A 25177-nucleotide genomic window follows, 5' to 3' on the forward strand; every position below is an offset into this window, starting at 1 on the left:
GGCTGTTCATCCGCGATGGCATCCGCGTGCCAGCCACGCGTGCTGGCGCTGCGTCACCGACGCCGCCGGCTCGCCCACGAGGTTCGCATACACGCCCGGCGCTGTCGCCCCTTCCGTGTTGATCAGCAGGACCCGTGAGTCCGTGTTCAAACCGATGGCCGATGCCAGCACAGGCGTTGCGGCCGCCTGCATCAAGCCCGCCAGCCCCGCTACCCCCGACTCTCCCGCGACGAAGGGCACGTCGTTGTCGCTGCCGCGCGCCAGACGCCGCATGGCTTCGACGGCCTCGGCATCGGTGACCGTCATGAACGCGTCGACCGACGGTTGCAGGAATCGCCACGCGAGCGGCGACGTCTCGCCGCAGGCCAGCCCGGCCATCACGGAATCGACCGAGCCCGACGCCGAGGCCGCCTTGCCCGCAATGGCGCTCTGGTAAAGACAATCGGCCTGCACCGGCTCCACGACAATGAACGTCGGTCGCCACACGCCCCAGCGCTCCCAAAGATAGCTCACGATACCCGCCGCCAATCCACCCACACCCCCTTGCAGGAAGACGTGCGTGACCGGACAGGCGGCGTGCGTGCGAGCGTCTGCGTTGCGGAGCGCTTCATCGACTTCGGCGGCCACCGTCCCGTAACCCTGCATGACGTCGCGCGGAATGGCCTCGTAACCCTCGTACGACGTGTCCGAAACCACATGCCAGCCGTGACGCGAGGCAAGCGTCGCCGCCGCGTCCACCGACGCATCGTAATTGCCCTCGACGCGCACGATCTCGGCACCGTACGCGGCAATCGCTTGTTCGCGCTCCTCGCTCACCTGCGCGTGCAGCACGATGACGCAGCGGCAGCCAATGCTCTGCGCCGCGGCGGCGAGCGCGCGACCGTGGTTGCCGTCCGTCGCGCTGATGACCGTGACCGTGGCGAGCGCGTCGCGATGCTCACCTCGCAGAAGTGTCCGCGCAGTGAAGCCGAATGTTTCGAACTCGCGCAACAGAAGGCGGACGAGCGCGATCGGCGCGCCCAGCGCCTTGAAACTGCCCAACGCCGAGCGCAGCGCTTCGTCTTTCACGAGCACGCTGCGAACGCCCAGCGATGCGGCCAGATCGGGCAGCGCGCGCAGCGGTGTGCTCCCTCGCGTCAGCCCTTCCCAATGGGCCAGCCACTCGCGGCTCTCTTGCGCGCGAGCAATGTTCATGATGTCCTTGAGGTCGGCCGGGTACGGCGCGCGGGCGGCGTGGGGATTGACGTACAGCATTGGGGGGCTCCAGTATTGCGGTATTGCGGTATTGCGGTATTTCGGGATGTCGGGATGTCGGGATGTCCGAACGGTTCTATCGACGTACGCCGAGGCGCCTTGCAACCACATCGAGCAACACTTTCGCGCCGTTCACCAGCTGCTCGTCGTCGGTGTGCTCGCGCGGGTTGTGGCTGATGCCGCCCCGGCTCGGCACGAAGATCATCGCCGCCGGGGCGATGCGCGCGATCATCTGTGCGTCGTGGCCCGCGCCCGACGTCATGCGCTTGGACGACAGCCCCAGCCCGCTGGCGCTCGCCTCAATGACGTCGGCCAACTCGGCATCGAAGACGACCGGCGAGAAGCGCGCCAGGCGCTCGGCCGAAATGCGCACGGCTTCGTCTTGTGCGAGCTTCGTCAGGAATGCCGAAAAGTGCGCTTCGCTCGCTGCCAGACGTTGTTCGTCCGGGTCGCGCATATCGACCGTGAATACCGCCTTGCGGGGAATCACGTTGATGACGCCCGGCTCGACCCGCAGCGTACCAACGGTCGCGAGCGTCGTGCCGGCGTCGACGGCGATGCGCCGCAGCTCGGCGACTGCGGCGGCCGCGACATAGCCGGCATCGTGGCGCAGACGCGTCGGCGTGGTGCCCGCGTGATTGGCGTTGCCCTGCACGGTGATCTGCTGCCACGAAATGCCCTGTAGATTCTCGACGACGCCGATCTGCAGCCCTTCCGCTTCGAGAATCGGACCTTGTTCGATGTGCAGTTCGAGATACTCGTGGGGCACGAGGGTGCCCGGCATCATCTCGCCCGCGTATCCGATACGCACGAGTTCATCGCCCAGACGCGCGCCATCGGTACCAACGGCATCGAGCGCCTCGGCCAGCGGCAAACCACCCGCGTGAACCAGCGAGCCCATCATGTCCGGATGAAAACGCGCGCCTTCCTCGTTGGTGAATGCCGCGACCGTGATCGGCCGCGACGGCACCACGCCCGCTTCGCGAAATGCCCTCACGATGGCCAGGCCACCGAGCACGCCATAACATCCGTCGAGCGCGCCTGCGTTGACGACGGTGTCGATGTGCGACCCCATCATGAGCGGGCGTAGCACCTCACCCGCCTCTCCCGCCGCGTCCTTCGTGGCCGACGCCAGCGTGCCGAAGATATTGCCGATGCGATCGATCCGCACGTCGAGATCGAGTTCGCGCATCCACGCGACGACCTGATCTCGCCCGGCTTTCTCGGCGTCGGTGAGCGCGACGCGAGTGCGGCCGCCCGCAACGGGATCGGCACCGATCTCGCCCAGCTCATGCAACTGTTGCAACAGCACGGCGCCGTTCAGGCGAAGGACGGTGGAGACATTCGTTTCGGGCATAGAGGCATCCGGTCGTTTCGGCGGAGATGTCGATGGGACAGCCGCTCGCGCAAGCGCTTTCAGCGACGGGTTTTGCGCGTCACCGCTGGCGGAGTATCATCGATCTGCCTGAATAATATTCCGGGGCGCGTGTACGATTAACCCGTTTTTAGCCGACAAATCGAATTTTTATTGCGCCACATGACCCTGGACAGTTACGACGTCGCCCTGCTCGCCGCGATCCAGCAAGACGCGACGACGCCTCAGCATGCGCTTGGCGCGCAAATCAATCTGTCATCGGCCGCGGTGAATCGGCGGCTCAGAAAGCTGGCCGACGAGGGCGTGACACGCAAGACCGTCTCGCTGGTGGATCCGGCCAGCGTGGGCTACGCGCTGACGATCATTACCGAGGTCGAAGTCGAGAACGAGCGGCTCGACCTGCTCGATGCGATGAGGCGCAGCTTTCTCGCCTGCCCGCAAGTGCAGCAATGCTATTACGTGGCGGGCGAATGCGACTTCGTGGTGATCATGGTCGTGCAGAACATGGCGCAGTACACCGAACTCACCCGCGCCCTGTTCTTCGAGAGCAACAATGTCAAACGCTTCAAAACGCTCGTGTCGATGAGCAACGTCAAGGTCGGGTTGGAAGTGCCGCTGGACGCGCTCGGCAGTTGAACGCAACGACACCCGGTCATTCTCCCGGGCACCACGCCCTGACGAACGACCGGGGAAACATCACAGGGCATCAGGACATCAGGGCATCAGCACTTTGTCCACCACGTGAATCACCCCATTCGATTGCATGACGTTGCTGATGGCGATGTTAGCCACGCCGCCCTTGTCATCCGTCACCATCAGGTGTCCGCCCATCTGCGTCACGGTCAGTGAATCGCCTTCGACCGTTTTCAACATCGCCTTGCCGCCGGCGTCTTTGACGGCCTTCATCAGATCCTGCGCGGAGAGTCGGCCCGGCACCACGTGATACGTGAGCACCTTGTCGAGGGTTGCCTTGTTCTCGGGCTTGAGCAGCGTATCGACAGTCCCCGCCGGCAGTGCCGCGAACGCTTCGTTGGTCGGCGCGAAGACCGTGAAGGGCCCGGGGCCGGAGAGTGTGTCGACCAATCCGCCGGCCTTCACCGCGGCGACGAGTGTCGTATGGTCTTTTGAGTTCACCGCGTTTTCGATGATGTTCTTCGAGGGGTACATCGCCGCCCCGCCGACCATGACCGTCTTCTCACCGCTGTCCATCGGCGCAGCGCAAGCGCTGAGCGCCGATCCGAAAACACAGCAGGTTGCCACAAGCACCGGCAGAAATCCGGTCGAGTAACGAGTCTTCATTTTCTCACCCCATTGATGGCGCTTCGCAAATCGGAAGCCCTCTTACTTACGAACAAGCCGGGTGAGCGGATGCACGCTCTGGAAATGAATTCACGAAGGTGGCAATGTCGTCCAGCACCGGCGCATATCCTCGCAGCGGTGCGCTAAGCGTTCCCAGAAGCATCGCGTGACCTAGGTCGTAGTGCCGCACTTGCACCGCATCGTTCATCCCGTGCAAGCGCTGGGCAAACCGCGTCGTATTGCCCGGATCGACGACCGTGTCCGCGTCGCCCACGGCCAACCACATGGGCGGTTCCCTGCCCGTCACGAAATGAATCGGCTGGCTGGCGAGTCGCACCGGCTCGGGAAATATCCGGCGAAGCACATCGCTCTTGAGCGGCAGGAAATCGTAGGGGCCGGCCAGACCGATGACGCCCGCGATATCGCACTCGCGCATGCCATTGGCGTGCAGGTAGCGGGCATCGGTCGCGAGTAGCGCCACCATTTGCGCGCCCGCCGAATGGCCCATGAGAAACAGGCGTTCGGGGTCGCCGCCAAACGCTCGCGCACGCTCGCTCGCCCAGCGCACCGCGATGGCGGCGTCGTCCACGAATGCCGGGAATGTCACCTCGGGATAGGTTCGATAGTCGGGTACGACCACCAGGAAGCCGCGGGAGGCGAGCGCCTCGCCCACAAAGCGGTAATCTTCACGTTGGCCGTTCTGCCAACTCCCGCCGTAGAAGAACACGACCACCGGCATGCCGTTCGCGCCCGCGTCGGGGTGTGTTGGCACATAGACATCGAGTCGCTGTCGCTCCGACGTGCCATAAGCGACGTTCGTGACGTCACGATACGTGGTCCGCGGCGTGAGCGCGTTCACTAGCGTGACGGGACTGCACGCACACAGTGCGACGCTGGTGAGCACCACGGCCAGCAGGCCGCCGAGCGAGACATTCGTCATGTTCCCTTCCTGTCGAATAGAGGCCGGGGAAGGCCAATGCCCCCCGGGCTTGCCTTCGTCAGTACGGGAATGGCGATCGCCCGGATGCACGTCCGAGCGGAAATCGGCGGATTTTTTTGTTTCCGCTGCATCCGAGGGATCGCGGCGTCCGTATACCCGTGACACGCGTCTTGAACCCGCTACGGAGCTTGCATCATGCCTGCCGCCGCCATTGCATTCGTCGGACTGAATCTCGCGCTGTATGCCGCGTGGCTTTCTCGATGGCACAGCCAAGAAGGCGTCAAACGAACGCGCCACGTTGCGCTTGGCGTGTTCGCCGGTGCGAGCGTGCTGCTGGCGGGTTGTACGGGCGCGCCGCCCAACCCCAACCCTCGCGCGGACGCCCCACTTCACACGGTGCCGGTCGACCTGCCGCGATACATGGGCAAGTGGTATGTGATCGCCAACATCCCCTATTTCGCCGAACGCGACTTCGTGGGCAGCCGCGCCGAGTGGAAGTTGCGCGACGACGGTAAGATCGACGATCACTTCTATGGCCGCAAGGATGGGTTCGACCAACCCGAGCGTCATTACCAGTTCCTCGATAGTGTGGTCCCGGGCAGCGGCGGCGGGGAGTGGCGTGTTCGCCTGTTCTGGCCCATCTATGTCTCGCAGCTCACCGTGTACGTCGATCCGGCGTATCGGGTCACATTGCTCGCTTATCCCGACAAGTCATTAGGCTGGATCTTTTCCCGCGAGCCGACGATGGACGACGCGACCTACCGTGCACTGCTGTCGCGCTTCGACGCCATGGGCTATGACACCACGCGCTTCCGGCGCGTCCCCCAGGTGCCCGAGCAACTCGGTCAGCCGGGCTTCGCCACCCCGGGGACAAGCGAATGAAAGCGAGTCGTCTGGCGAGCGTGATCGTGTGTCTGGCCGGCGCGCTGACACCAGCGGCGGCGTGGTCAGGATGCCGCGATGCATTGACAACGGCCCATCGCATTGGCGCGGGCGAATTCTGCGTGTTGGGCTTCTGTCTCTATAAGGCTGAGCTTTGGTCGCCGCACACGCCCGTCTCGGCCGACACGCCATTCGCGCTTGTCCTCAAGTACGAACGAAGCGTCAGCGGGGAGCGCATGGTCTCGACCGGCATCGCCGAGATGCAGCGACTGGCCCCGCGTCCGATCGCGAACGACACGCTCAATGCGTGGCGCGAGGACATGCAGCGGGCATTCGGCGACGTGTCACGCGGCGACGAGCTCTGTGGCGTCTATCTGCCTGGGCGCGGCGCACGGTTCTATACGAACGGGGCATTGACGGCCGACGTTCCCGACATGGCGTTCGCGCGGGCATTCTTCGGCATCTGGCTCGACCCGAACACGCGGGCGCCTTCGCTTCGCCGACATCTGTTGGGCGAAAGCCCATGACCGGCCGTGGTGTCGCTACGGAGTAACCCACCGCGCTCGGGACGTTGCCTGGGCCTGGTCTACGTTGTACTCGGCCAGGTGGGGTGGTTCACGTGCGTGCTCAGCGCCGCCAAGGGAGACGGATGGATAGGCGTCGCGCTCGTGGCCGCCATGGCAGTGGGTCATCTGTGCCTGGACCGGCGACCGCTGCGCGAAGCGGCATTCCTCATCGTCGTCACGGTGCTGGGCTTCGGATGGGAGTCCTGCGTTTATCGCACCGGCTGGATCGCCTACCCGAATGGCGTGCTTGTCCCCGGATTCGCGCCGTATTGGATGGCCGGGCTATGGGCCCTCTTCGCGTTGCAGATCAATCCCGTCTTCGCGTCGCTTCGCCGTCGCCGGCTTCTGTGCGCCATGCTGGGCGCGGTGGGCGGTCCACTGTCGTTTCGCGCGGGCGCGGCTTTGGGGGCCGTCCAGTTCATCGATATCTGGCGGGCGCTCGCCCTGATTGGCGCGGGATGGGCGGTCATGCTGCCCGGACTGATCGCGCTGGGGGTGGCGATCGGTTCGGGGCCGATCGCCTCCGGTAAGGCTACCGACGCCATGCAACATGGCGATCGGTAGTCATCCGGTAGTCATACTCCTCAACGTTGCCCGGCCGGCACGCTGGCCGCGCCATTGACTCCATTGCTGTGCGCTTCCGGTGCCGGCACCAGCCCGACCGATGCGATCTCCTGGCGTCCCAGCGAGATGATCGCGGCGGCGAGCGCCAGTGCCACGGCGAAGATACCGAACGTGTAGCTCGGCGACGGGTTGACCGTTGCGACGATGCCAATGATCATCGGCCCCATGATGCCGCCCACGCGGTTCAGCCCCACGGCCACGCCCATCCCCGTGCCACGCACTTCCGTGCGATAGCACATCACCTGATAGTTGTTGAGCACGGCCTGCGCACCGAAGATGAAGAAGCCCAGCGCCGCGACGAACGGCGGTGCCCACAGATTGCCCAGCGCAATGCCGACCGAGATCATCGAGATCGACGCCAACGTGTAGCCAATGATCATCGCCTTGATGCGGCTGCGCAGCCTGTCCGCCAGCCAACCCATGCCGATTCCGCCAAACACCGACGCCAGCATCACCAGCGTGCCGTAGGCGAACGCCGATGACACACCGCCGCCGCTCGCGACGACCAGCGTCGGCAGCCAGCCCGTCAGACCGTGGATGCAGAACAGACTGAGGAAGCCAACGATCCAGTGAACAATCGTGTTGCGGCGATACATCGGCGAGAGCAGCGCCGCGATCGAGCCGATCGTCTCGGGCTTGTGCATCGGCGCAAACGTCGCCGTGCGATACACCGCCTCGCGCTCCGGACGCAGCTTGGCGAGCAGTACGCGCACTTCCGACTCCCGTCCGCACAGCATCAGGTATTGAATCGATTCAGGCAACCACAGTGTCGCGGCAATCACCACCAACAGCGATGCGGCACCGATGTAGTACAGCGACTCCCAACCGAAGTGCGCCGTCATCGAGAGCCCCGCGATGCCCGCGAAGATCCCGCCTGCGGAGAAGCCCAGCTGGAACACCCACGTCGCGAACGTGTTCGCGTTCTTCGCGGGTGCCCACTCGTTGATGCAGGTCAGCGCCAGCGGCGTCACCATGCCCAGCGCCGTGCCCATGATGAGGCGGAAGATCGCAAACCCCAGCGGCCCGTGCACGACGGTGGCGAGAAGGCCGCTCGAGATGGTCAGCATCCACAGTGCCAGCAGCATGACGCGGCGGCGTCCGAATCGGTCTGACAGCAGGCCTTGCAGCACCGAGCCGATCGACAGGCCGATGATGCCGCTCGAGAGCATGAAGCCGATCATGCCGGGCGACGGGTGCCACGTCTTGCGCACCAGTGGAATGACGTAAGCGGCATTGAATAGGTCGTAGCCATCGAAGAACATGATGGCGGTGAGCAGCACGGCGAACTTGAAATGAAACCCGCCGAATTTCGCCTGCGCGATTTCTTCGCGCGCGGTAATGGTTGTCGTCACGATTGTCTCCAGACCGTGTCAGTCGCGGCCGCGCCGGTCTGGTGCCGGCGTGTTCCGCATATTTAAATGGCGGCTTGCCACACCCGCGCCAGCGGGCATGGCGCCGACCGTCAACTCAGCGCGCCGATCAGAGCGTCGAGTTGCGTTGCAAGCGCACTCGCGTGTCCCGCGACACCCCAAACGTAGTGGTCCGGTCGCACGATTGCCGCGTGGCAATCGTGCTTCTCGAACCATCTCGCGAGGACACCTTCCTTCTCCTGCACTGCCACACTGCCGGCCGGCAACGATGCTGCCGAGCCAAGCACCACCACCCTTGCGCCGATATCGCGTGCGGCGGCGACCCAACCGCTTTCCAGCAACGCAACGTCGTCGATCACCACGCGCCAGCCGCCACCGACCACGTCGTCGAGCAACGCGCAGGCGTTCGCGTCCGTCGCAACGAGCGGTTGCGGGAACAGCGTGCCGTTCACGGCATTGCCGTCAGCGGCGAGCAATCGCGTCTGCAACGGCGGCACGATTTCCTGGCGCGTGACGGTCTTCACCACACCACCACACTCGGCCAGCAGTCGTGCGTCGCGCGCAGCGGCGGCAACCTCGTCACGCTCGCAGATCACGCGACCGATCTCCTTGATGCGCGTGGTCAGCGTCGTCACGTGCTGCTTGCGTTCCACCTGATACGTGTCGAGCAGCGCGTCCGATGCCTTGCCGCGCAACACCCACTCGAGCTTCCAGACCAGATTGACGATGTCGCGCACGCCCTGACACATTCCCTGACCGATGAACGGCGGTTGCTGATGCGCGGCATCACCCGCGATGAACACGCGGCCACGGCGCCATTCGCTCGCCACCAGCGCGTGGAAGCGATAGCTCGCCGCGCGCCACAAGGTGCCGTCTTCCGGCGTGAGCCAGCGCGAGAGCAGTTGCCACACGCTGTCGTCCTCGCGCATTTGCGCGGGATCTTCGCCGGGCGAGAGCATGATTTCCCAGCGACGATGCCGTCCGGGACCCACGATGTACGTGCACGGGCGCTTCGGCTCGCAATATTGGATCGCCACCTTCGGCAGCTTGGCCAGACCGCTGTCGTTGACCATCACATCGACCACGACCCATGGTTCGTCGAACACAAGGTCTTCGAGCGCGATACCCAGCGTGGTGCGCACGAAGCTCGAGGCCCCGTCGGCGGCAATCAGATACTTGGCCGTGACGGTGCGCGTCTGGCCGGCGTCGTCGCGCAGGCGTGCGGTGACCGCCTCGCCCGTGTCTTCGAAGCCGATCAGCTCGGTGCCCAACGCGAGGCTCACGCAGTCGTAGCTCGCGGCCTGATCGCGCAGCGCTTGCTCGACCGGCGGCTGCGTGAAGGTCATCGTCGGCGTATAGCCCATCGGATAGGGCTTCTCGACCGTGGCGATGCGCTTGATCAACTGCCCTTGCGTGCCGTAGTACTCCGACGGCGGAAACACATCGACGAACGGGGCGATGCGCTCGGCTAGCCCGAGATCCTGGAAGATGCGCATGATCTCGTGATCGAGCGCGATCGCACGCGGCTTGTCGTAGACCTCGCGCGCCTTGTCGACGCACAGTGTGCGCACCCCGAGCTTGCCGAGCAGGTTGGCGGCGACGGCCCCCGATGGGCCGAAGCCGGAGATGAGAACGTCGTAGGACTCGTTCATGACACTCATTTCGCCTCGACTTCGTCCTGCACGAGGTTGGACAGCACGCCCACGCGCTCGATGTCCACTTCGACGCGATCGCCGGCCTTCATCCACACGGGCGGCGTGCGGGCGAAGCCGACACCGGCCGGCGTGCCCATGGCGATCACGTCGCCCGGTTCCAGCGTCATGCATTCAGACAGCAGTTCGATGGTTTCGGCTACGCCCCAGATCATGTCGGAGGTGTTGGTCTTCTGCATCACCTGGCCATTCAGGCGCAGTTCCATCTTCAGCTCGGTGGCGCCGACCGGCAGGTCTTCCGGCGTGACGATCCACGGGCCGAACGCGCCGGTGCCGTCGAAGTTCTTGCCGATGGTCCATTGCGACGTGCGCTTCTGAAAGTCGCGCACCGAGGCGTCGTTGAAGCAGGCGTAGCCGAAGACGTGCGCGAGCGCGTCGCCGCGCTTGATATGTCGACCGCCTTTGCCGATCACCACCGCCAGTTCGGCTTCATAGTCGAACTTCTCCGACACGTACGGACGAATCACGGGATCGTCGTGGGCGATCAGCGAGGTCGCGCCGCGGAAGAAGATCAGCGGGTACACCGGCTTCAGGTTGCCGCCTTCCTTGGCATGGTCGTAAAAGTTGTGTCCGAGGCAGACGATCTTGCCCGGACGCGGCAACGCCGGGGCGAGCTTGACGTCCGACAGGCGCACGCGCTGCGCGGCGCGATTGGCGACCGCGCGCCTGGCGGCGCCGAGCACGTCGATATCCTGTTCGAGCGCGACGCGCAGATCGGACGGCACGCCGGGTTCGGCCGCTGCCAGGTCGATGACGTCATCGCCGTCGACCACCCCCAGGCGCGTGCCTGCTTTATGCTTGTATGTGACGAATTTCACCGAAAGACTCCGTGGACTTGATTGAAGATTGACGCGACGGCTTCAGCCGTGGCGAAAGCGAATGGTTTTCTGAGCTTCCTTGAGGCGCGGCGATGGCGACTTGCCGACACCCCACTGATCGATGCGTCCGGGCGGCCACTTCCAGTCGTCCGGCCCGCCGGTGCGATAGGTGTCGTCGACCTGTTGCACTTCTGCGGTGTATTCGATGACGAAGTCGAACGGACCCAGGAAATACGCGAACACGTTGTTGCCCGGCCCATGACGGCCCACGCCCCACTCGATCGGATAACCGGCATCGTTCATGCGGCCGCCGCCGCGCATCACCGAATCGAGGTCCGGCATCACGAACGCGATATGGTTCAGGCTGGTCTCGGTGGCATCGGCCAGCGCGATGCTGTGGTGATCGCTGCCACACCGCAGAAAGGCCATGATGCGGGTGCGATCCGAGAGCTTGAAGCCGAGCGCGTTTTCGAAGAAGGTCTGCGCGACGGCCACGTTCTCGCTGTTCATCACGACATGCGTAATCTTGATCGGCGCGTCGGCGCGCTCTGCCGTGTCGGTCCAGCGCATGTCACCGAAAATGAACCGCAGCACGCGTCCTTGCGGATCCTGTGTGATCAACTGTGTTCCGCCACCGGGTTCGGTCACCGGCGCCGGGCCGTCGATCACGGTGCCGCCGTTCGCTGGAATCGTCTTCGCCAGCATCGACAGCGCGTCGAGCGAAGGCACGTTGAAATCGACGCTGCGCACGTCGGCGCGGTCGCTGCGATGCAGCGCGAGAATGTGATGCGCCGAGCCCGTGCCGCGCAGATAGACCACGTCATCGGTGCGTGCCACCACACTCAGATGCCAGGTGTCGGTATAGAAGGTTTCCGCGAGCGCGAGATCCGGCACGCCGATGGCAATGCCGCGCAGTGCGCTGACGAGGGACGACGTCATGAGTGACTCCTTGCAAACATGCCGAGAAAGCGTTCGGCATTAAGATGAATCAGGGATTCGCGCAGCGTCGCATCGGCGAACGCGCGCTCGATGCTGGCGACCGGCGTAGTCTCGCGAAACGCGAACGGATAGTCGGTGCCGAGCATCAGTTGTGTGTGGCCGAAGGTCCTGACCAGGTGCGCGAGTGTGTCGTCGTCGAACACCAGAGCGTCGTAGTACAGGCGTCGCGCTTGTGCGCTCGGCGATTCGAGCAGCGTGTCGTCGAGCGGCTTGAACACCTTGTGCGCACGTTCGAGACGCGGCAACAGCGACGTGAGCGTGCCGCCGCCGTGACTGAACGCGATGCGCAGCTTCGGGCGGCGCACGATCAAATTTGTCGTGAGTACCGACGCGGCGGCCAAGCCGACGTCGGTGGGGTAACCGAGGGCCTGTAACAGTGGCTTCGGCCCGACCAGTCGCGCCTCGCCAGCGGGACGCAGCGCATGCACGAAGATCGCCGCGCCGAGCGCTTCGGCCGCTTCGAAAAAGGGATCGAAGCATGCTGCGCCGATCGGCACACCGTTGATATTGCTGCCGAGTTCCACGCCCACGAAGGCGCCCGAGGCCATCATTCGGGTCAGTTCGGCAATGGCGAGATCCGTGTCCTGCAACGGCACCGCCCCGAGACCGACGAAGCGCGTCGGCGCGTACGCGACCATCTTCGCGATCTCATCGTTGACGTAGCGATTCAGATGCGCGGCCTCCTGCGCCGGCAGCCAGTAGCCGAGCAACTCTGGCATGGGCGAGAGCGCTTGCACGCCGACCCGCTGCTCGGCCATGTCGTCGAGCCGCTTGCCGGCATCCCAGCAACGGTCCGAGACCGTGCGGTAGAGCCCGCCGTCGATCATCACATGGCGATGACAGTCATGCGCCGGCGCCATCGACGGCCAGCCGGCCGGCGTGATGCCCAGCGACTTCGGAAACTCGGCGGGAATCACATGGCAGTGCACGTCGATACCGGGCAGCGCAGCACAGCCGCAGCCGTGGCCGTGTACGACAGGCTCACTCATGACGCAGCCCCGCGGCCATCACGCCGGCGATGCAGATCGCTTCGTCCTCGTCGCCTGTGCCGCCCGATGCACCCACGGCGCCGATGACGCGGCCGTCGGCATCGCGAATCGGAACGGCGCCGGTCTGGGGAATGAACTTGCCGCCGTGCGTAACCGCGAGTGCATTGAAGAAGGCGGGATTGTCCTTGGCACGGGCGAGCAGCGCGCGGCTGCTGGCGCCCATGCTCACACAGGCCCACGCCTTGCCGGTTGCGATGTCCACTCGCGACATCGACGCGCCGTCTTCGCGCTGCACGGCCTTGATGTGGCCAGCATCGTCGAGCACGACGACCGCCATCGCCTTGTACTGATGTTGGTGGCTCGCAGCGAGTGCCGCCGCGATGATTTCGTTGGCCTGCGCCAACGTCAGGGGGGATGCCATACGACTGATCTCCGAACGCGTCCAGGCGTTGCGATCTCGATCAAGCGATCGCACCGGACCTTTGTTGCGAGCAATTATATATACAAAAACACTTATTTATTATTTTTGTACACAAATTATCGTAAACACCTAGGTTTCCGACGTTGGCATTGGGCTGACCCGTTTCAGATATACTTATATGTAACTTCCCGCCCCCATCTGATCGAGGTAACGTTTTGTCCCGCATATCCGCGCTGTCCTCTGCCAGCCAGACCGCTAGCCAGGCCGGGTCGAACGTCACGCTGGCGACCAATCTGTACGACCGGATGCGGGCCGATCTTCTGGCCGGCAAGCTCGAGCCAGGTCGCAAATTGCAGATCGAATTCCTCTGCGATCAATACCAGGCGGGCCAGACGCCGGTGCGCGAAGCGCTCAACCGGTTGACCTCCGATGGCCTGGTGGAGCGGCGGGATCAGCGGGGATTTGCCGTCACCGGCATCAGCGCCGCCGACCTTCGCGAGATCACCAAGACGCGCGTCTGGCTCGAAGAAGTCGCCCTGCGCGAGGCGTTTGCGGCCGACCAGCCGGAGTGGGAAGAGGCGCTGGTGCTGGCCTATCACCGCCTCTCCAAGGTGCCGCGTTCGCTCAGCGAAAACGAATACCTCGAAAATCCCGAGTGGGAGCGGCTGCATCGGGCGTTCCATCGCACGCTCATCAGCGGCTGCCAGTCACGCTGGCTGCTCAACTTCTGCGAGCAGCTCTCGGATCAGTTGTACCGCTATCGCCAGTTGTCGGTGAAGCGTATCTACCCGAACCGCCACGAGCGCGAAGAGCACAAAGCGATGCTCGACGCCGTCATCGAACGCGATGCGCCGCGTGCGATCCAGCTCATGCGCAAGCACTACGAGACCACGGCCGACATCATCCTCGCCGACGCCAATCTCTTCCCGGCGGAATAAGCCGTCTCGCTCGGCCGGCCCGATCGCTCGGGCTGGCAACACTGCCCCCTCCCTCTCCCCTTCACGTTCCTCCGCGCTGATGCCTGCCGGGCCTGCGCGGGCATGGTCGTGGGCGTCGAGAGATTGCGCTCCACAGCCCCCTCGCCTCGACCTGTCGTCGTGCCACATGTTGCAGACACACATCACGAATGCTCCCGGTTTACCCGAATTTCGACATTAAAATTTGATTTGCCAAAAAATATATACAAAAATTGCCATCAGCCATTTTTGTGCAAATGAATGGTCTATGACGACAAAGGAATGGAGACATGGCAATGATTCGACGTTTTGGCGCCGCCGCGGCGCTTTCGCTGTGCGCGAGCGTGGGCGCGCATGCGCAATCCGTGACGCTGTACGGCATCATCGACACGGGCGTGCAATATGCGCACACGGGGGGCACCAGCGTGTCGCGGGTGGAATCGAGTTCGGTGGCGCCGTCGCGATGGGGGATGATTGGCACCGAAGACCTGGGGGGCGGCCTGGCTGCCGTGTTCAAGCTTGAAGACGGTTTCAACGTGAACAACGGCACGATTGCCGGCAATGGCGCGCTGTTCAATCGCGAGGCGTGGGTCGGATTGCGCAGTAATCAGTGGGGGCAGGTGCAGGTCGGCAACAACTACACGCCGCTGTTCACGACCTACGTGACGTACTCGCAGGGCGACCTCAACACACTCGGCTGGGGCAATGCGACGAACAACTTCGTCTTCGTGCCGGTGGCCCGCACCGCCAATTCGATTCGCTACGTGTCACCGGCGTTCGCGGGCCTGACCGTGCGGGCGTTGTATGCGCGCGGCGCCAATGGCGCGACGGGACAGCCGCGAACGCTGGGCGATACGGCGTCGGTGGGATTCAACTTCAAGGCGGGGCAATTCTCGGCCGATGCGGATTACCTGCAACAGCGCTTCGCCACGACGTCGGCCGTCACGACGGCGTCGCCGACGGGTACCGGCCGCTACTACCTGTTTGGCGCGTCGTACGACTTCGGCTTCGTCAAGCCGGCGTTCCTGTATCAGATGCACCGCAATTCCGATAGCGTGACGACTGCGAGCAACGCGACTTACGCGAATCCGGAAAACGACTTCTATGAAGTGAACGCGCTGGTGCCGAACCTGGCGCGAGGCACGCTGTTGCTGAGCTTCGGTCAATACCGCCTGCGCGGCAATTCGTCGGGCAATGCGCTGTCGTATGGCGTGCGCTACGACTACTTCCTGTCGAAGCGCACCGGGTTGTATGCGGGTGCCAGCTATGTCAAGAACAACGCCAACGCGGCCTTCACGATCAGCAATGCGGGCGGCGCAGGCATCCCTGTGACCGCCGGCAACAATATCGTGAGCTTCATCGCCGGTATCGTGCATCGCTTCTGATGCCCGCAACCACGTGATTCGCGAGCTGACGTGGTACCGGAAGATGATCGGTACCGCGTCAGATCTGCTCGAGACTGCGCAGATGACGATGCGAAGCTTGCGCGGGGCGGGGGGTGCCGACGTGTAAATTGCGCTGGCACCGGCCGATGACGCTGCGGCGCGTAGGGCACGGACCTAGTACGGCAACCCCTCGTCAATGGGTAGCGAAGGATCCCTTGACCATTCATTCCACGAGCCGAGGTAAAGGCGCACGTCCCTGATGCCGGCCTCCTCCAGTGCTACAAATGTGTTGGAGGCGCGCGCCCCTTTGAAGCAAAACACAACAACAGGCGTATCGCGACGAATCCCCACGGTCGCGCACTCGGCAAGAATCTCTGCGGGCGATTTGAACATCTGCCCTGCGGGGGTCGGTTTCATCATTCGATACCACTCTAGCCACACCGAGCCGGGAATCTTGGGGAAACGCGACGGGCGTCGGCGAAGGGACTTCCGTTGTGCTTGGCAGCCCGGCGGCACGCCATGCGCTGTAGCCGCCGTGAAGTACCTTGATTTTGTCGCGGGGATAGCCAAGATAAATGTTTCGCGCAAGACGGCAAGACCTTCTGGCGTTGAGGTGGCCAGATAGGTAAATATCTCATGGATATTCACCGCGCCTGGCAGATGTGCCTCGGCAAAACTTGCCGCTTCCCGTGTGTCGATGAGGACTACTGGTCCGGACTGAATCAACTGTGTCAATTCATCTGGTGAAATAAGGACTCTCGCGTGCATGGCAATCCCCTATCGTGCTTCGCCTGAGCGCAGCCCGGAAAAAGACCACGTCCCGATGCGGTGCAAAGTGGCAAGCTCGGCGCCCACTTGTTGAAATAGATCTAGGCGAAGACGGACGAACCACTTTGATGCTCATCAAAGGAAAACCCGAGAGGGAATCCCATACGGGGCGGTCGTACCATCAGCCCCGGCACTGAAGATGAAAACCACGCCTGTGGCACTTGCTTTGGCTATCCGATTTAGCCGATTCCGCAGAGTCATTACTGCGGCGCGAAAGTGCGCACCACACACAAAAACAAATGGCCCGCACCGAGGGAGGTTGCGGGCCAGCGACTTACACTTTCCAGACGTGCTCAGGTGCGGGGATTAGAACGGAATATCGTCATCCATGTCGTCAAAACCACCACCCGACGGCTTGGCCGGTGCTTGCTGACGGGCACCGCCGCCACCACCACCGCCGCCGCCGCCGCCGCCGCGCGAATAGCCGCCACCGCCGCCTTCGTCGCCACCACCACCGCGCGAGTAGCCGCCACCACCACCGCCGCCACCACCACCTTCACCACCGCTGCGGCCGCCCAGCATCTGCATCTGGTCCGCCACGATTTCCGTGCTGTAACGCTCGGTGCCGTCCTGCGCCTGGTACTTGCGCGTGCGGATACGACCTTCGATATACACCGCCGAGCCCTTCTTCAGGTACTCGTTGACGATCTCGGCGAGACGGCCGAAGAACGACACCCGATGCCATTCCGTCAGCTCCTTGAACTCGCCAGACTGCTTGTCCTTGTAACGGTCGGTCGTCGCCAGACGAATGTTCGCGACCGCATCGCCGCTCGGCATGTAGCGGACTTCGGGGTCGGCGCCAAGGTTGCCGACCAGGATCACTTTGTTGACTGATGCCATAAATCTTTCTCCGGTATTGCTGATATCCGATCAGGATTGACGAGGCGCTGGCGTCCTCATCGGTGCGGCGATTATAAGCCACACGACAGCCCCGACTGAGCAAGTGATGAAGATTGCGTTCTGACCGTAGTGGGTCATCAGAAAACCCCCTATTGCCCCGCCGCAGAACAACCCCAGCGCCTGCGTCGTGTTGTATACGCCCACCGCCGCACCCTTGCGCTGCCCCGGCGCCAGCTTCGACACCAGCGACGGCTGCGACGCCTCCAGCACGTTGAAGCCCAGGAAGTACACGAACAGCACGCACGCAATCACGCCCACCGTCGGCGGCAATCCGCCCAGCGCCGCCTGTGCCACCGCCACCAGCGCAATCGCCGAGAGCAGCACTACCTTCATCTTGCCGCGCTTCTCGGCCGCAATGATCGCCGGCACCATGGCCACGAACGACAACCCCATCACCGGCAGGTACACCTCCCAGTGCTGCGCCACCGGCAACCCCGCCGCCACCAACATGCGCGGCATTGCGACGAACAGCGCCGTCTGCGTCGCATGCAGCACGAATACGCCGAAATTCAGACGCAACAACTCCGGGTTGTGCAGCACCTCCGAGAACGGCGCCGGGCCCACCTTGGGATGCGCGGGCGGTGTCGGCACAACCCACACCACCACGAAGATCGCCAGTACCGCCAGAATGCCGATGGCCGAGAACAGGCCACTCATGCCCAGCCAGTGATACAGGAATGGCGCACACACGATGGCCACCGCGAACGACAGGCCAATGCTGCCGCCGATCATCGCCATCGCCTTCGTGCGGTTGGCTTCGCTCGTCAGATCGGCCACGCAAGCCATGACCGCCGAGGAGATCGCCCCCGCGCCCTGGATCGCCCGGCCGACGATGATCCACGCCAGATCATGCGCCATCGCCGCCACGAGCGAGCCGATCGCGAACACGATCAGGCCAAACACGATGACCGGCTTGCGCCCCAGCCGGTCGGAAGCCCAGCCGTACGGGATATAGAGCAGGGACTGCGTCAGACCGTAGATGCCGATGGCCAGTCCGACGAGAAAAGTATTGTTGCCGCCCGGAATCGTCTGCGCGAACACCGAGAACACCGGCATGATCAGAAACAGACCGAGCATGCGCAGTGCAAAAATCCCCGCGAGCGAAGCACTCGCGCGCACTTCCAGCGGGGTCATGCGGCCCCCTCGGCCGCGCGTTGTGGCAGGGGAAGCGGAAGTCACGGAATCGGTAGACATTACGTCCTGAGAGATGGAAATAGCGCGCGCAACATCGTGCAGCCTCGGAATCGTCTGATGATCGCTACCCGGGCGCGCGGCGCGCCAACCGCCCGGAGGTGCGTTGATGGCCGCCTGGACGATAGTCCGGCCCAGCCCCTGGAAAGCGGGCGATTCGCCCCCACCTATGGCCCATGCCGGTGTATCGCCCGAGACTGCCCGTCAGCCGGTTCAGCCCTAGCAATCAAACTTAGGTATATTAGCAGGTTTAGCCGCCCTGATTTTCCCCCAGCGGCCCGCCCGACCGCTCCCGCCGCCTGCTGCGTCGACGCCCGGCCAATGCCGCGCCGATATCGCGCGACGTCCCGGGAAACTCGGACTTCTTGGGGGCCGGAAACCGCCCCGCGACAATTCGCCGCGCGGATTCCTCGGCGACGACCCGGAACCGTGAATGGAAACCATCCGTATTCGTGGGGCTCGTACCCACAACCTCAAGAACGTCAATCTCGACTTGCCGCGTCACCAGCTCGTGGTGATCACCGGCCTGTCAGGCTCCGGTAAATCGTCGCTCGCCTTCGACACGCTCTACGCGGAAGGCCAGCGGCGCTATGTCGAGAGCCTGTCGGCCTACGCCCGCCAGTTCCTGCAACTGATGGAAAAGCCCGACGTCGACCTGATCGAAGGCCTCTCGCCCGCGATCTCCATCGAACAGAAGGCCACGTCGCATAACCCGCGCTCGACGGTGGGCACGGTCACGGAAATCCACGACTATCTGCGTCTGCTCTACGCGCGCGTGGGAACGCCCTATTGCCCCGACCACGGCCTGCCGCTCCAATCGCAAAGCGTCTCGCAAATGGTCGATGCCGTGCTCGCGCTGCCGGAAGATACCAAGCTCATGATCCTCGCGCCGATCGTGGTCGACCGCAAGGGCGAGCACGTCGACCTGTTCGAGACGATGCAGGCCCAGGGCTTCGTGCGCTTTCGCATCCGCTCCGGGGGCGGCGCGGCCAACGAAGGCACGGCGCGCGTCTACGACATCGAATCCCTGCCCAAGCTCAAAAAGACGGAAAAGCACTCCATCGACGTGGTCATCGACCGCGTGAAGGTACGCGCCGATCTGAAGCAACGACTGGCGGAATCGTTCGAGACGGCACTGCGGCTGGCCGACGGCCGGGCCGTGGCGCTGGAAATCGAGACCGACAAGGAACACGTCTTCAGCTCGAAGTTCGCATGCCCGGTGTGCTCGTATTCGCTTCAGGAACTCGAGCCACGGCTGTTCTCCTTCAACAATCCGATGGGGGCATGCCCGAGCTGCGACGGCCTCGGCCACATGACGTTCTTCGATCCGAAGCGCGTCGTCGGCTTCCCGGCGCTCTCGCTCGCTTCGGGTGCGATCAAGGGCTGGGATCGCCGCAACCAGTTCTATTTCCAGATGCTGCAGAGCCTCGCAGCCTTCTACGACTTCGATGTCGACACGCCCTTCGAGGAACTGCCGGAAGACACCCAGAAGATCGTGCTCTTCGGCTCCGGCGAGCAGACCATTCCCTTCACCTATGTGAACGAGAAGGGCCGCACTTCGGTGCGTGAGCACGCCTTCGAAGGCATCATCCCGAATCTGGAACGACGCTATCGCGAAACCGATTCCGTCGCCGTGCGCGAAGAGCTGGCCAAGTACCAGAACAACCAGGCCTGCCCCGATTGCGAAGGCAGCCGCCTGCGTCGCGAAGCCCGTTTCGTCAAGGTCGGCGAAGGCCAGCAGGCGCGCGCGATTTACGAGATCGGTAACCTGCCGCTGCGCGAAACGCTGGGCCACTTCCACGAACTGGTCCTGCACGGTGCGAAGCGCGAGATCGCCGACAAGATCGTCAAGGAAATCGTGGCCCGCCTCACGTTCCTGAACAACGTGGGCCTCGATTATCTTTCGCTCGAACGCAGCGCCGATACGCTCTCGGGCGGCGAAGCGCAGCGCATCCGCCTGGCGTCGCAAATCGGCTCGGGCCTCACCGGCGTGATGTACGTGCTCGACGAGCCGTCCATCGGCTTGCATCAGCGCGATAACGACCGCCTGATCGGCACGCTCAAGCATCTGCGCGATCTCGGCAACTCGGTCATCGTGGTCGAACACGACGAGGACATGATTCTCGCGAGCGATTACGTCGTCGACATGGGGCTGGGCGCCGGGATCCACGGCGGCAGGGTGATCGCACAAGGCCGCCCCGAGCAGATCGAGAACGCGCCGGAGTCGCTCACGGGGCAGTACCTGTCTGGCGCGCGCCGTATCGAAGTGCCTGCACAGCGCCGCGCGCCGAGCGACGATCGACTGCGAATTCTGGACGCATCGGGCAACAACCTCAAAAACGTCTCGCTGGATCTGCCGGTCGGGTTGCTGACCTGCGTGACCGGCGTGTCCGGTTCGGGCAAGTCGACGCTGATCAACGACACCCTGTATCACGCCGTCGCGCGGCATCTCTACGGGTCGTCGGCCGAGCCGGCGCCGTATGACCAGATCGAAGGGCTGGAGCACTTCGACAAGGTCATCAACGTCGACCAATCGCCGATCGGACGCACGCCGCGCTCGAACCCGGCCACCTACACGGGGCTGTTCACGCCGATCCGCGAACTCTTCGCGGGCGTGCCCGCGGCCAAGGAGCGTGGCTACGACCCGGGCCGTTTCTCGTTCAACGTCAAGGGCGGACGCTGCGAAGCCTGTCAGGGCGATGGCGTCATCAAGGTCGAGATGCACTTCCTGCCCGATGTGTATGTGCCTTGCGATGTCTGCCACGGCAAACGCTACAACCGCGAAACGCTCGAAATGCAGTACAAGGGCCGCAATATCTCGGAGGTGCTCGACATGACGGTCGAGCAGGCGCACGAGTTCTTCAAGCCGGTGCCGGTGGTCGCGCGCAAGCTCAGGACGTTGCTGGACGTGGGCCTGGGCTACATTCGCCTTGGCCAGTCGGCCACCACGCTCTCGGGCGGTGAGGCGCAGCGCGTGAAGCTCTCGCTCGAACTCTCGAAGCGAGACACGGGCCGAACGCTTTATATCCTTGACGAACCGACGACCGGGCTGCACTTTCACGATATCGAGCTGCTGCTCACGGTGATCCACCGGCTGCGCGATCAAGGCAATACCGTGGTCATCATCGAGCACAATCTCGACGTGATCAAAACGGCGGATTGGGTGATCGATCTCGGGCCGGAAGGCGGCGCGGGCGGTGGGCAGATCATTGCGCAAGGCACGCCCGAGCAAGTGGCGGAGAACAAGGCCAGCTTCACCGGCAAGTACCTCGCCCCATTGCTCACACGCGCAAAGTAAGCGCATCGCCCGTTCGGGCTGTCTTACGTCACGGCACGGGCGAGCGACTTGCGAGGGTCGCCCGTGCCGTCGCGGCAGAGTCTAATTACAAGGACGTCATTGCATGGAACCGCGCTCTGGCTGGCATCCGGATCGGGATGCCTGGATCGAACTGGCGAGCTATGCGGCCGCCGCCCTCGCGCTTTGGCTGATTCTCAGCATCCACCTGCTCTCGGTGGTGCTCGCAGGGACGATCGTCTATCAGCTCGTGCATGTGCTCGGGCCACGCCTGCAACTGCGCATCTCCAGCGAGCGCGCCCGGCTGGTCGCCGTCGCCCTCCTGTCGGCGGTGATCGTCGCGCTGATGACCGCGTTCATCTTCGGCATCATCACGTTCTTCCGCAGCGACGCCGGACATCTGGCGCACCTCAACGGCCGGATGATGGAAGTGGTCGAGCAGGCGCGTGCGCAGTTGCCCGCCTGGATCACGGCACGCCTGCCGGCCGACAGCGACGACATTCACCAGTCGATCACCGGCTATCTGAAGGACCACACGCAGGAGATGTCGCTCGTCGGCAAGGAAGCGCTCAACGCGATGGTGCACATCATCGTGGGGCTCGTGCTCGGCGCACTCGTGGCCCTCTCGTCGATCCGGCCCGTGCACAGCATGCGCCCGCTCTCGGCCGCGCTCTCACGGCGCGTCACGCTGTTTGGCGATGCGTTTCGCCGCATCGTGTTCGCCCAGGTCAAAATCTCGGCGATCAACACGCTCTTCACCGCGATCTTCCTGATCGGTGTGCTGCCACTGTTCGACGTTCACTTGCCACTGCGCAAGACGATGATCGTGGTGACGTTCGCCGTCGGCCTGCTGCCGGTCGTCGGCAATCTGATCTCGAACACGTTCATCGTGGTGCTGGGCCTGTCGATCTCGTTGTACGTGGCCATCGCCGCCCTGACCTTCCTGATCGTGATTCACAAACTCGAGTACTTCCTGAACGCCCGCATCGTCGGCACGCAAATCCAGTCGCGCTCCTGGGAGCTTCTGCTCGCCATGCTCGTCATGGAAGCCGCGTTCGGGCTGCCCGGACTGGTCGCCGCGCCGATCTATTACGGCTATCTCAAGAGCGAACTGGCGGAAAAGCAACTCGTCTGAATTCGCCCGGCGCCCTGGCGCCCGTTGCCGCCGTTGGATAATCGACGGGCACCGGGCGTTTTTTCGGATGCCGTTTGACATTTCGTCATTGAGTGACATAATGTCAAACCATGAAATCCGCCAAGTCGTCCGCGCCCCGCAAGCTCGACGAGAACGCGTTGCTGCTCCGTGAAGGCCGCAAGATAGTCGAGGCACTCGGTCAGACCTTCGCGCCGCTCGTCGAAGTGGTCTTGCACGACCTGACCGATCCGGACCACGCCATCGTGGCGATCGCCAACAATTTGTCCGGCCGCGACCCCGGCGATGCCGTCACGGAGATGGGCCTCGCGCGCATTGCCGACCCGGCATTTCCCGAGGTCATCGCGAACTACGCGAATCGGTTTCCCGATGGGCGTCCGGCCAAGAGCACGTCCATCGGGCTGAAGAATGGTCGCGGCGAGTATGTCGCCGCCATCTGCCTGAACATGGACATCTCGATGCTCGCGGCGGCGGCGGCCAGCGTGCAGCAACTGGTGAGCGTGCCCAATCATGCACCGACGCCCATGCGCGAAACGCTCGCGACGCGCCGTCTCGACGACATCGTTTCACTGATCACCGACTTCGCAGCGCAGCGTAACACCACGCCGCAAGGCCTGACGCTCGCGCAGCGCCGCGAAGCCATCCGCCTCGTCGAGGCTCGCGGTCTGCTCGACCTGCGTCACGCGCACGCCGAAGTAGCGCGCGTGCTGGGCGTCGCCCGCTCGACCGTCTACACCTATCTCTGCGACACGAAAGGCTCATCATGACAACTTCTTCGCTGGCGATTACCTATGGCGACATCGTTGCCGCTCACGACCGAATTCGCGAGGCCGCGCATCGTACGCCCGTGCTGACGTCGCGTACCGCCGACGCCATGACCGGCGCCCGCTTGTTCTTCAAGGCGGAGAATTTCCAGCGTATGGGCGCGTTCAAGTTCCGCGGGGCCTACAACGCGATCTCGCAGTTCACGGCCGAGCAGAAGCGCGGCGGCGTGCTGGCCTTCTCGTCGGGCAATCACGCGCAGGCGATTGCGCTCTCCGCGCGCGAGCTTGGCGTGCCGGCCGTCATCCTGATGCCCCAGGACGCCCCGCAGATGAAGATCGACGCAACGCGCGGCTACGGGGCGGAAGTGATGCTGTTCGACCGTTACCAGGAGGATCGCGAAGCGCTTGCCAAGCGTCTCGCGCAGGAGCGCGGCATGACGCTGATCCCGCCGTACGATCATCCGCACGTGATGGCCGGCCAGGGCACGGCGACCAAGGAATTGATCGAGGACGCAGGCGAGCTGGACACCCTCGTCGTGTGCCTCGGCGGTGGCGGGTTGCTCTCGGGCAGCGCCGTTGCGGCGCGCGCATTGAACCCGGACATCGAGATCTACGGGGTGGAACCGGCGGCCGGCAACGACGGCCAGCAAAGTTTTCGCAAGGGCAAGATCGTGCACATCGAAACGCCGCGCACGATTGCCGACGGCGCGCAAACCCAGCATCTCGGCGAATACACGTTTCCGGTGATTCGCTCGCTCGTCGACGACATCGTGACCGTGACCGACGAGGAACTCGTACAAACGATGCAGTTCTTCGCAAGCCGCATGAAGATCGTGGTCGAGCCGACCGGTTGCCTCGCCGCGGCGGCGGTGCTGCAAGGCAAGCTGGATATCCGCGGCAAGCGCGTAGGCGTCATCCTGTCGGGCGGTAACGTCGATATGGCGCGCTTCGCCAAACTCACGTTGGGGGAAACGGTATGAGCACCCAGGCCGAGGGCATCGACGCCGTGAACGTGGCAGCGTTGCAGCCGCCGCGCGGTCACTATTCGCATGGTGTCTGCGCGGGCGGGTTCGTTTTCGTGTCGGGGCAGTTGCCGATCACGCCGGAAGGCGAGCGCCTCGCCGGCGCGCCGTTCGCCGTACAGGCGAAGCAGGCGTTGGATAACGTCGCGACGATTCTTGCCGCGTGCGGCACGCGCATCGACCGCTTGGTGCAGGTGCGCGTGTACATCACGAACGTCGACGACTGGGGGCCTTTCAATGAGGTCTACGCCGCCTGGGCAGGCGAGGCGAAGCCCGCCCGCGCGGTCGTGCCGGTGCCCGCACTCAGTCATGGCGTGGCGGTGGAGATCGAGGCGACGGCGTTGGCCGGCTGATTCGGCGGCATCCGCGCGGTGACGACATCGAGGTGGACGCGCGGCGGCGCCGCTGCCGAATGGCAGGAACGCGCGTCGTCG

23 protein-coding genes and 1 pseudogene are annotated in these 25177 nt (G+C 64.0%); 11 read left to right on the forward strand and 13 right to left on the reverse strand.

Translation table 11 applies throughout. The annotated features are described in order from the left end of the window. Positions 1–6 precede the first annotated feature (6 nt). Both PSO31014_RS11435 and PSO31014_RS11440 read right to left on the reverse strand, forming a co-directional pair. Complete coding sequence (locus tag PSO31014_RS11435; protein WP_150551728.1) at positions 7–1254, reverse strand: diaminopropionate ammonia-lyase; 1248 nt, start codon at positions 1252–1254, stop codon at positions 7–9. Between the two features lie 76 nt (positions 1255–1330). Next, positions 1331–2611: a Zn-dependent hydrolase gene (locus tag PSO31014_RS11440; RefSeq protein ID WP_150551729.1), complete on the reverse strand. Its 1281-nt coding sequence runs from the start codon at positions 2609–2611 to the stop codon at positions 1331–1333. Positions 2612–2791: 180 nt separating this feature from the next. Between PSO31014_RS11440 and PSO31014_RS11445 the strand changes: the two genes are divergently transcribed. After that, complete coding sequence (locus PSO31014_RS11445; protein ID WP_150551730.1) at positions 2792–3265, forward strand: Lrp/AsnC family transcriptional regulator; 474 nt, start codon at positions 2792–2794, stop codon at positions 3263–3265. Positions 3266–3343: 78 nt separating this feature from the next. Here the strand turns inward: PSO31014_RS11445 and PSO31014_RS11450 are convergent, their stop codons facing one another. Next, a complete protein-coding gene (locus tag PSO31014_RS11450; protein WP_150551731.1) occupies positions 3344–3928 on the reverse strand; it encodes a fasciclin domain-containing protein in 585 nt (194 codons plus the stop codon). A 46-nt stretch (positions 3929–3974) separates the two neighbouring features. Further along, a complete protein-coding gene (locus tag PSO31014_RS11455; protein ID WP_150551732.1) occupies positions 3975–4868 on the reverse strand; it encodes an alpha/beta hydrolase in 894 nt (297 codons plus the stop codon). 195 nt (positions 4869–5063) lie between these two features. Between PSO31014_RS11455 and PSO31014_RS11460 the strand changes: the two genes are divergently transcribed. The 3 genes from PSO31014_RS11460 to PSO31014_RS11470 are packed head-to-tail and all read left to right on the forward strand — an operon-like array spanning position 5064 to position 6880. Next, entirely contained in the window at positions 5064–5750 is a 687-nt protein-coding gene (locus PSO31014_RS11460) for a lipocalin family protein (protein ID WP_246176593.1), read from the forward strand. Further along, positions 5747–6277, forward strand: coding sequence for a chalcone isomerase family protein (locus PSO31014_RS11465; RefSeq protein ID WP_150551733.1), 531 nt, complete (start codon positions 5747–5749; stop codon positions 6275–6277). The genes PSO31014_RS11460 and PSO31014_RS11465 overlap by 4 nt, the downstream gene beginning before the upstream one ends. 9 nt (positions 6278–6286) lie before the next feature. Next, complete coding sequence (locus tag PSO31014_RS11470; RefSeq protein WP_246176594.1) at positions 6287–6880, forward strand: DUF2878 domain-containing protein; 594 nt, start codon at positions 6287–6289, stop codon at positions 6878–6880. 20 nt (positions 6881–6900) lie between these two features. On the opposite strand, the gene PSO31014_RS11475 is transcribed toward PSO31014_RS11470, so the two are convergent. The 6 genes from PSO31014_RS11475 to PSO31014_RS11500 form a co-directional block, all read right to left on the reverse strand. After that, positions 6901–8292: an MFS transporter gene (locus tag PSO31014_RS11475; protein ID WP_150551735.1), complete on the reverse strand. Its 1392-nt coding sequence runs from the start codon at positions 8290–8292 to the stop codon at positions 6901–6903. Positions 8293–8402: 110 nt separating this feature from the next. Continuing rightward, a complete protein-coding gene (gene mhpA / locus PSO31014_RS11480) occupies positions 8403–9971 on the reverse strand; it encodes a bifunctional 3-(3-hydroxy-phenyl)propionate/3-hydroxycinnamic acid hydroxylase MhpA (RefSeq protein ID WP_150551736.1) in 1569 nt (522 codons plus the stop codon). Further along, positions 9968–10840: a fumarylacetoacetate hydrolase family protein gene (locus tag PSO31014_RS11485; protein WP_150551737.1), complete on the reverse strand. Its 873-nt coding sequence runs from the start codon at positions 10838–10840 to the stop codon at positions 9968–9970. The genes mhpA and PSO31014_RS11485 overlap by 4 nt, the downstream gene beginning before the upstream one ends. 42 nt (positions 10841–10882) lie before the next feature. Then, positions 10883–11779, reverse strand: a complete 897-nt coding sequence (locus PSO31014_RS11490; RefSeq protein WP_150551738.1) for a VOC family protein — start codon at positions 11777–11779, stop codon at positions 10883–10885. Then, positions 11776–12828, reverse strand: a complete 1053-nt coding sequence (locus tag PSO31014_RS11495) for an amidohydrolase family protein (RefSeq protein WP_150551739.1) — start codon at positions 12826–12828, stop codon at positions 11776–11778. Before PSO31014_RS11495 ends, PSO31014_RS11490 begins: the two co-directional genes overlap by 4 nt. Beyond that, positions 12821–13249: a GlcG/HbpS family heme-binding protein gene (locus PSO31014_RS11500; protein ID WP_017232607.1), complete on the reverse strand. Its 429-nt coding sequence runs from the start codon at positions 13247–13249 to the stop codon at positions 12821–12823. Before PSO31014_RS11500 ends, PSO31014_RS11495 begins: the two co-directional genes overlap by 8 nt. 215 nt (positions 13250–13464) lie before the next feature. On the opposite strand from PSO31014_RS11500, the gene PSO31014_RS11505 reads away from it, so the two are divergent. Continuing rightward, positions 13465–14187, forward strand: a complete 723-nt coding sequence (locus PSO31014_RS11505) for a GntR family transcriptional regulator (protein ID WP_246176595.1) — start codon at positions 13465–13467, stop codon at positions 14185–14187. Positions 14188–14501: 314 nt separating this feature from the next. Then, positions 14502–15590: a porin gene (locus PSO31014_RS11510; protein WP_150551850.1), complete on the forward strand. Its 1089-nt coding sequence runs from the start codon at positions 14502–14504 to the stop codon at positions 15588–15590. Positions 15591–15764: 174 nt separating this feature from the next. On the opposite strand, the pseudogene PSO31014_RS11515 reads toward PSO31014_RS11510, so the two are convergent. From PSO31014_RS11515 to PSO31014_RS11525, 3 genes and pseudogenes are all read right to left on the reverse strand, one after another. Further along, positions 15765–16358, reverse strand: a pseudogene (locus tag PSO31014_RS11515) (sulfurtransferase). Positions 16359–16724: 366 nt separating this feature from the next. Then, complete coding sequence (locus PSO31014_RS11520) at positions 16725–17258, reverse strand: single-stranded DNA-binding protein (RefSeq protein WP_150551740.1); 534 nt, start codon at positions 17256–17258, stop codon at positions 16725–16727. A gap of 30 nt (positions 17259–17288) precedes the next feature. Further along, on the reverse strand, positions 17289–18512 hold the full coding sequence (locus PSO31014_RS11525) for an MFS transporter (RefSeq protein WP_425494871.1): 1224 nt from the start codon (positions 18510–18512) through the stop codon (positions 17289–17291). A 430-nt stretch (positions 18513–18942) separates the two neighbouring features. Here PSO31014_RS11525 and uvrA point away from each other — a divergent pair, with 430 nt between their 5' ends. The 5 genes from uvrA (at position 18943) to PSO31014_RS11550 (ending at position 25096) form a co-directional block, all read left to right on the forward strand. After that, a complete protein-coding gene (gene uvrA / locus PSO31014_RS11530; RefSeq protein WP_150551742.1) occupies positions 18943–21807 on the forward strand; it encodes an excinuclease ABC subunit UvrA in 2865 nt (954 codons plus the stop codon). Between the two features lie 103 nt (positions 21808–21910). Then, the gene (locus tag PSO31014_RS11535) at positions 21911–22939 is read left to right on the forward strand and encodes an AI-2E family transporter (RefSeq protein WP_150551743.1); all 1029 of its coding nucleotides are present in this window, start codon (positions 21911–21913) and stop codon (positions 22937–22939) included. A gap of 110 nt (positions 22940–23049) precedes the next feature. After that, positions 23050–23724, forward strand: coding sequence for a helix-turn-helix transcriptional regulator (locus PSO31014_RS11540; protein WP_150551744.1), 675 nt, complete (start codon positions 23050–23052; stop codon positions 23722–23724). Next, a complete protein-coding gene (locus PSO31014_RS11545; RefSeq protein ID WP_150551745.1) occupies positions 23721–24701 on the forward strand; it encodes a threo-3-hydroxy-L-aspartate ammonia-lyase in 981 nt (326 codons plus the stop codon). Before PSO31014_RS11540 ends, PSO31014_RS11545 begins: the two co-directional genes overlap by 4 nt. Beyond that, positions 24698–25096: a RidA family protein gene (locus PSO31014_RS11550; RefSeq protein WP_150551746.1), complete on the forward strand. Its 399-nt coding sequence runs from the start codon at positions 24698–24700 to the stop codon at positions 25094–25096. The genes PSO31014_RS11545 and PSO31014_RS11550 overlap by 4 nt, the downstream gene beginning before the upstream one ends. Positions 25097–25177 lie beyond the last annotated feature (81 nt).

The sequence above is a fragment of the Pandoraea soli genome (assembly GCF_902459595.1).
Classification (GTDB): domain Bacteria; phylum Pseudomonadota; class Gammaproteobacteria; order Burkholderiales; family Burkholderiaceae; genus Pandoraea; species Pandoraea cepalis.

Excerpts from the sequence above, each read along its gene's own strand:
- PSO31014_RS11435 (WP_150551728.1), bottom strand. The coding sequence starts at position 1,254 with ATGCTGTACGTCAATCCCCACGCCGCCCGCGCGCCGTACCCGGCCGAC.
- PSO31014_RS11440 (WP_150551729.1), bottom strand. The coding sequence starts at position 2,611 with ATGCCCGAAACGAATGTCTCCACCGTCCTTCGCCTGAACGGCGCCGTG.
- PSO31014_RS11445 (WP_150551730.1), top strand. The coding sequence starts at position 2,792 with ATGACCCTGGACAGTTACGACGTCGCCCTGCTCGCCGCGATCCAGCAA.
- PSO31014_RS11450 (WP_150551731.1), bottom strand. The coding sequence starts at position 3,928 with ATGAAGACTCGTTACTCGACCGGATTTCTGCCGGTGCTTGTGGCAACC.
- PSO31014_RS11455 (WP_150551732.1), bottom strand. The coding sequence starts at position 4,868 with ATGACGAATGTCTCGCTCGGCGGCCTGCTGGCCGTGGTGCTCACCAGC.
- PSO31014_RS11460 (WP_246176593.1), top strand. The coding sequence starts at position 5,064 with ATGCCTGCCGCCGCCATTGCATTCGTCGGACTGAATCTCGCGCTGTAT.
- PSO31014_RS11465 (WP_150551733.1), top strand. The coding sequence starts at position 5,747 with ATGAAAGCGAGTCGTCTGGCGAGCGTGATCGTGTGTCTGGCCGGCGCG.
- mhpA (WP_150551736.1), bottom strand. The coding sequence starts at position 9,971 with ATGAGTGTCATGAACGAGTCCTACGACGTTCTCATCTCCGGCTTCGGC.
- PSO31014_RS11490 (WP_150551738.1), bottom strand. The coding sequence starts at position 11,779 with ATGACGTCGTCCCTCGTCAGCGCACTGCGCGGCATTGCCATCGGCGTG.
- PSO31014_RS11495 (WP_150551739.1), bottom strand. The coding sequence starts at position 12,828 with ATGAGTGAGCCTGTCGTACACGGCCACGGCTGCGGCTGTGCTGCGCTG.
- PSO31014_RS11500 (WP_017232607.1), bottom strand. The coding sequence starts at position 13,249 with ATGGCATCCCCCCTGACGTTGGCGCAGGCCAACGAAATCATCGCGGCG.
- PSO31014_RS11510 (WP_150551850.1), top strand. The coding sequence starts at position 14,502 with ATGATTCGACGTTTTGGCGCCGCCGCGGCGCTTTCGCTGTGCGCGAGC.
- PSO31014_RS11520 (WP_150551740.1), bottom strand. The coding sequence starts at position 17,258 with ATGGCATCAGTCAACAAAGTGATCCTGGTCGGCAACCTTGGCGCCGAC.
- PSO31014_RS11525 (WP_425494871.1), bottom strand. The coding sequence starts at position 18,512 with ATGTCTACCGATTCCGTGACTTCCGCTTCCCCTGCCACAACGCGCGGC.
- uvrA (WP_150551742.1), top strand. The coding sequence starts at position 18,943 with ATGGAAACCATCCGTATTCGTGGGGCTCGTACCCACAACCTCAAGAAC.
- PSO31014_RS11535 (WP_150551743.1), top strand. The coding sequence starts at position 21,911 with ATGGAACCGCGCTCTGGCTGGCATCCGGATCGGGATGCCTGGATCGAA.
- PSO31014_RS11540 (WP_150551744.1), top strand. The coding sequence starts at position 23,050 with ATGAAATCCGCCAAGTCGTCCGCGCCCCGCAAGCTCGACGAGAACGCG.
- PSO31014_RS11545 (WP_150551745.1), top strand. The coding sequence starts at position 23,721 with ATGACAACTTCTTCGCTGGCGATTACCTATGGCGACATCGTTGCCGCT.
- PSO31014_RS11550 (WP_150551746.1), top strand. The coding sequence starts at position 24,698 with ATGAGCACCCAGGCCGAGGGCATCGACGCCGTGAACGTGGCAGCGTTG.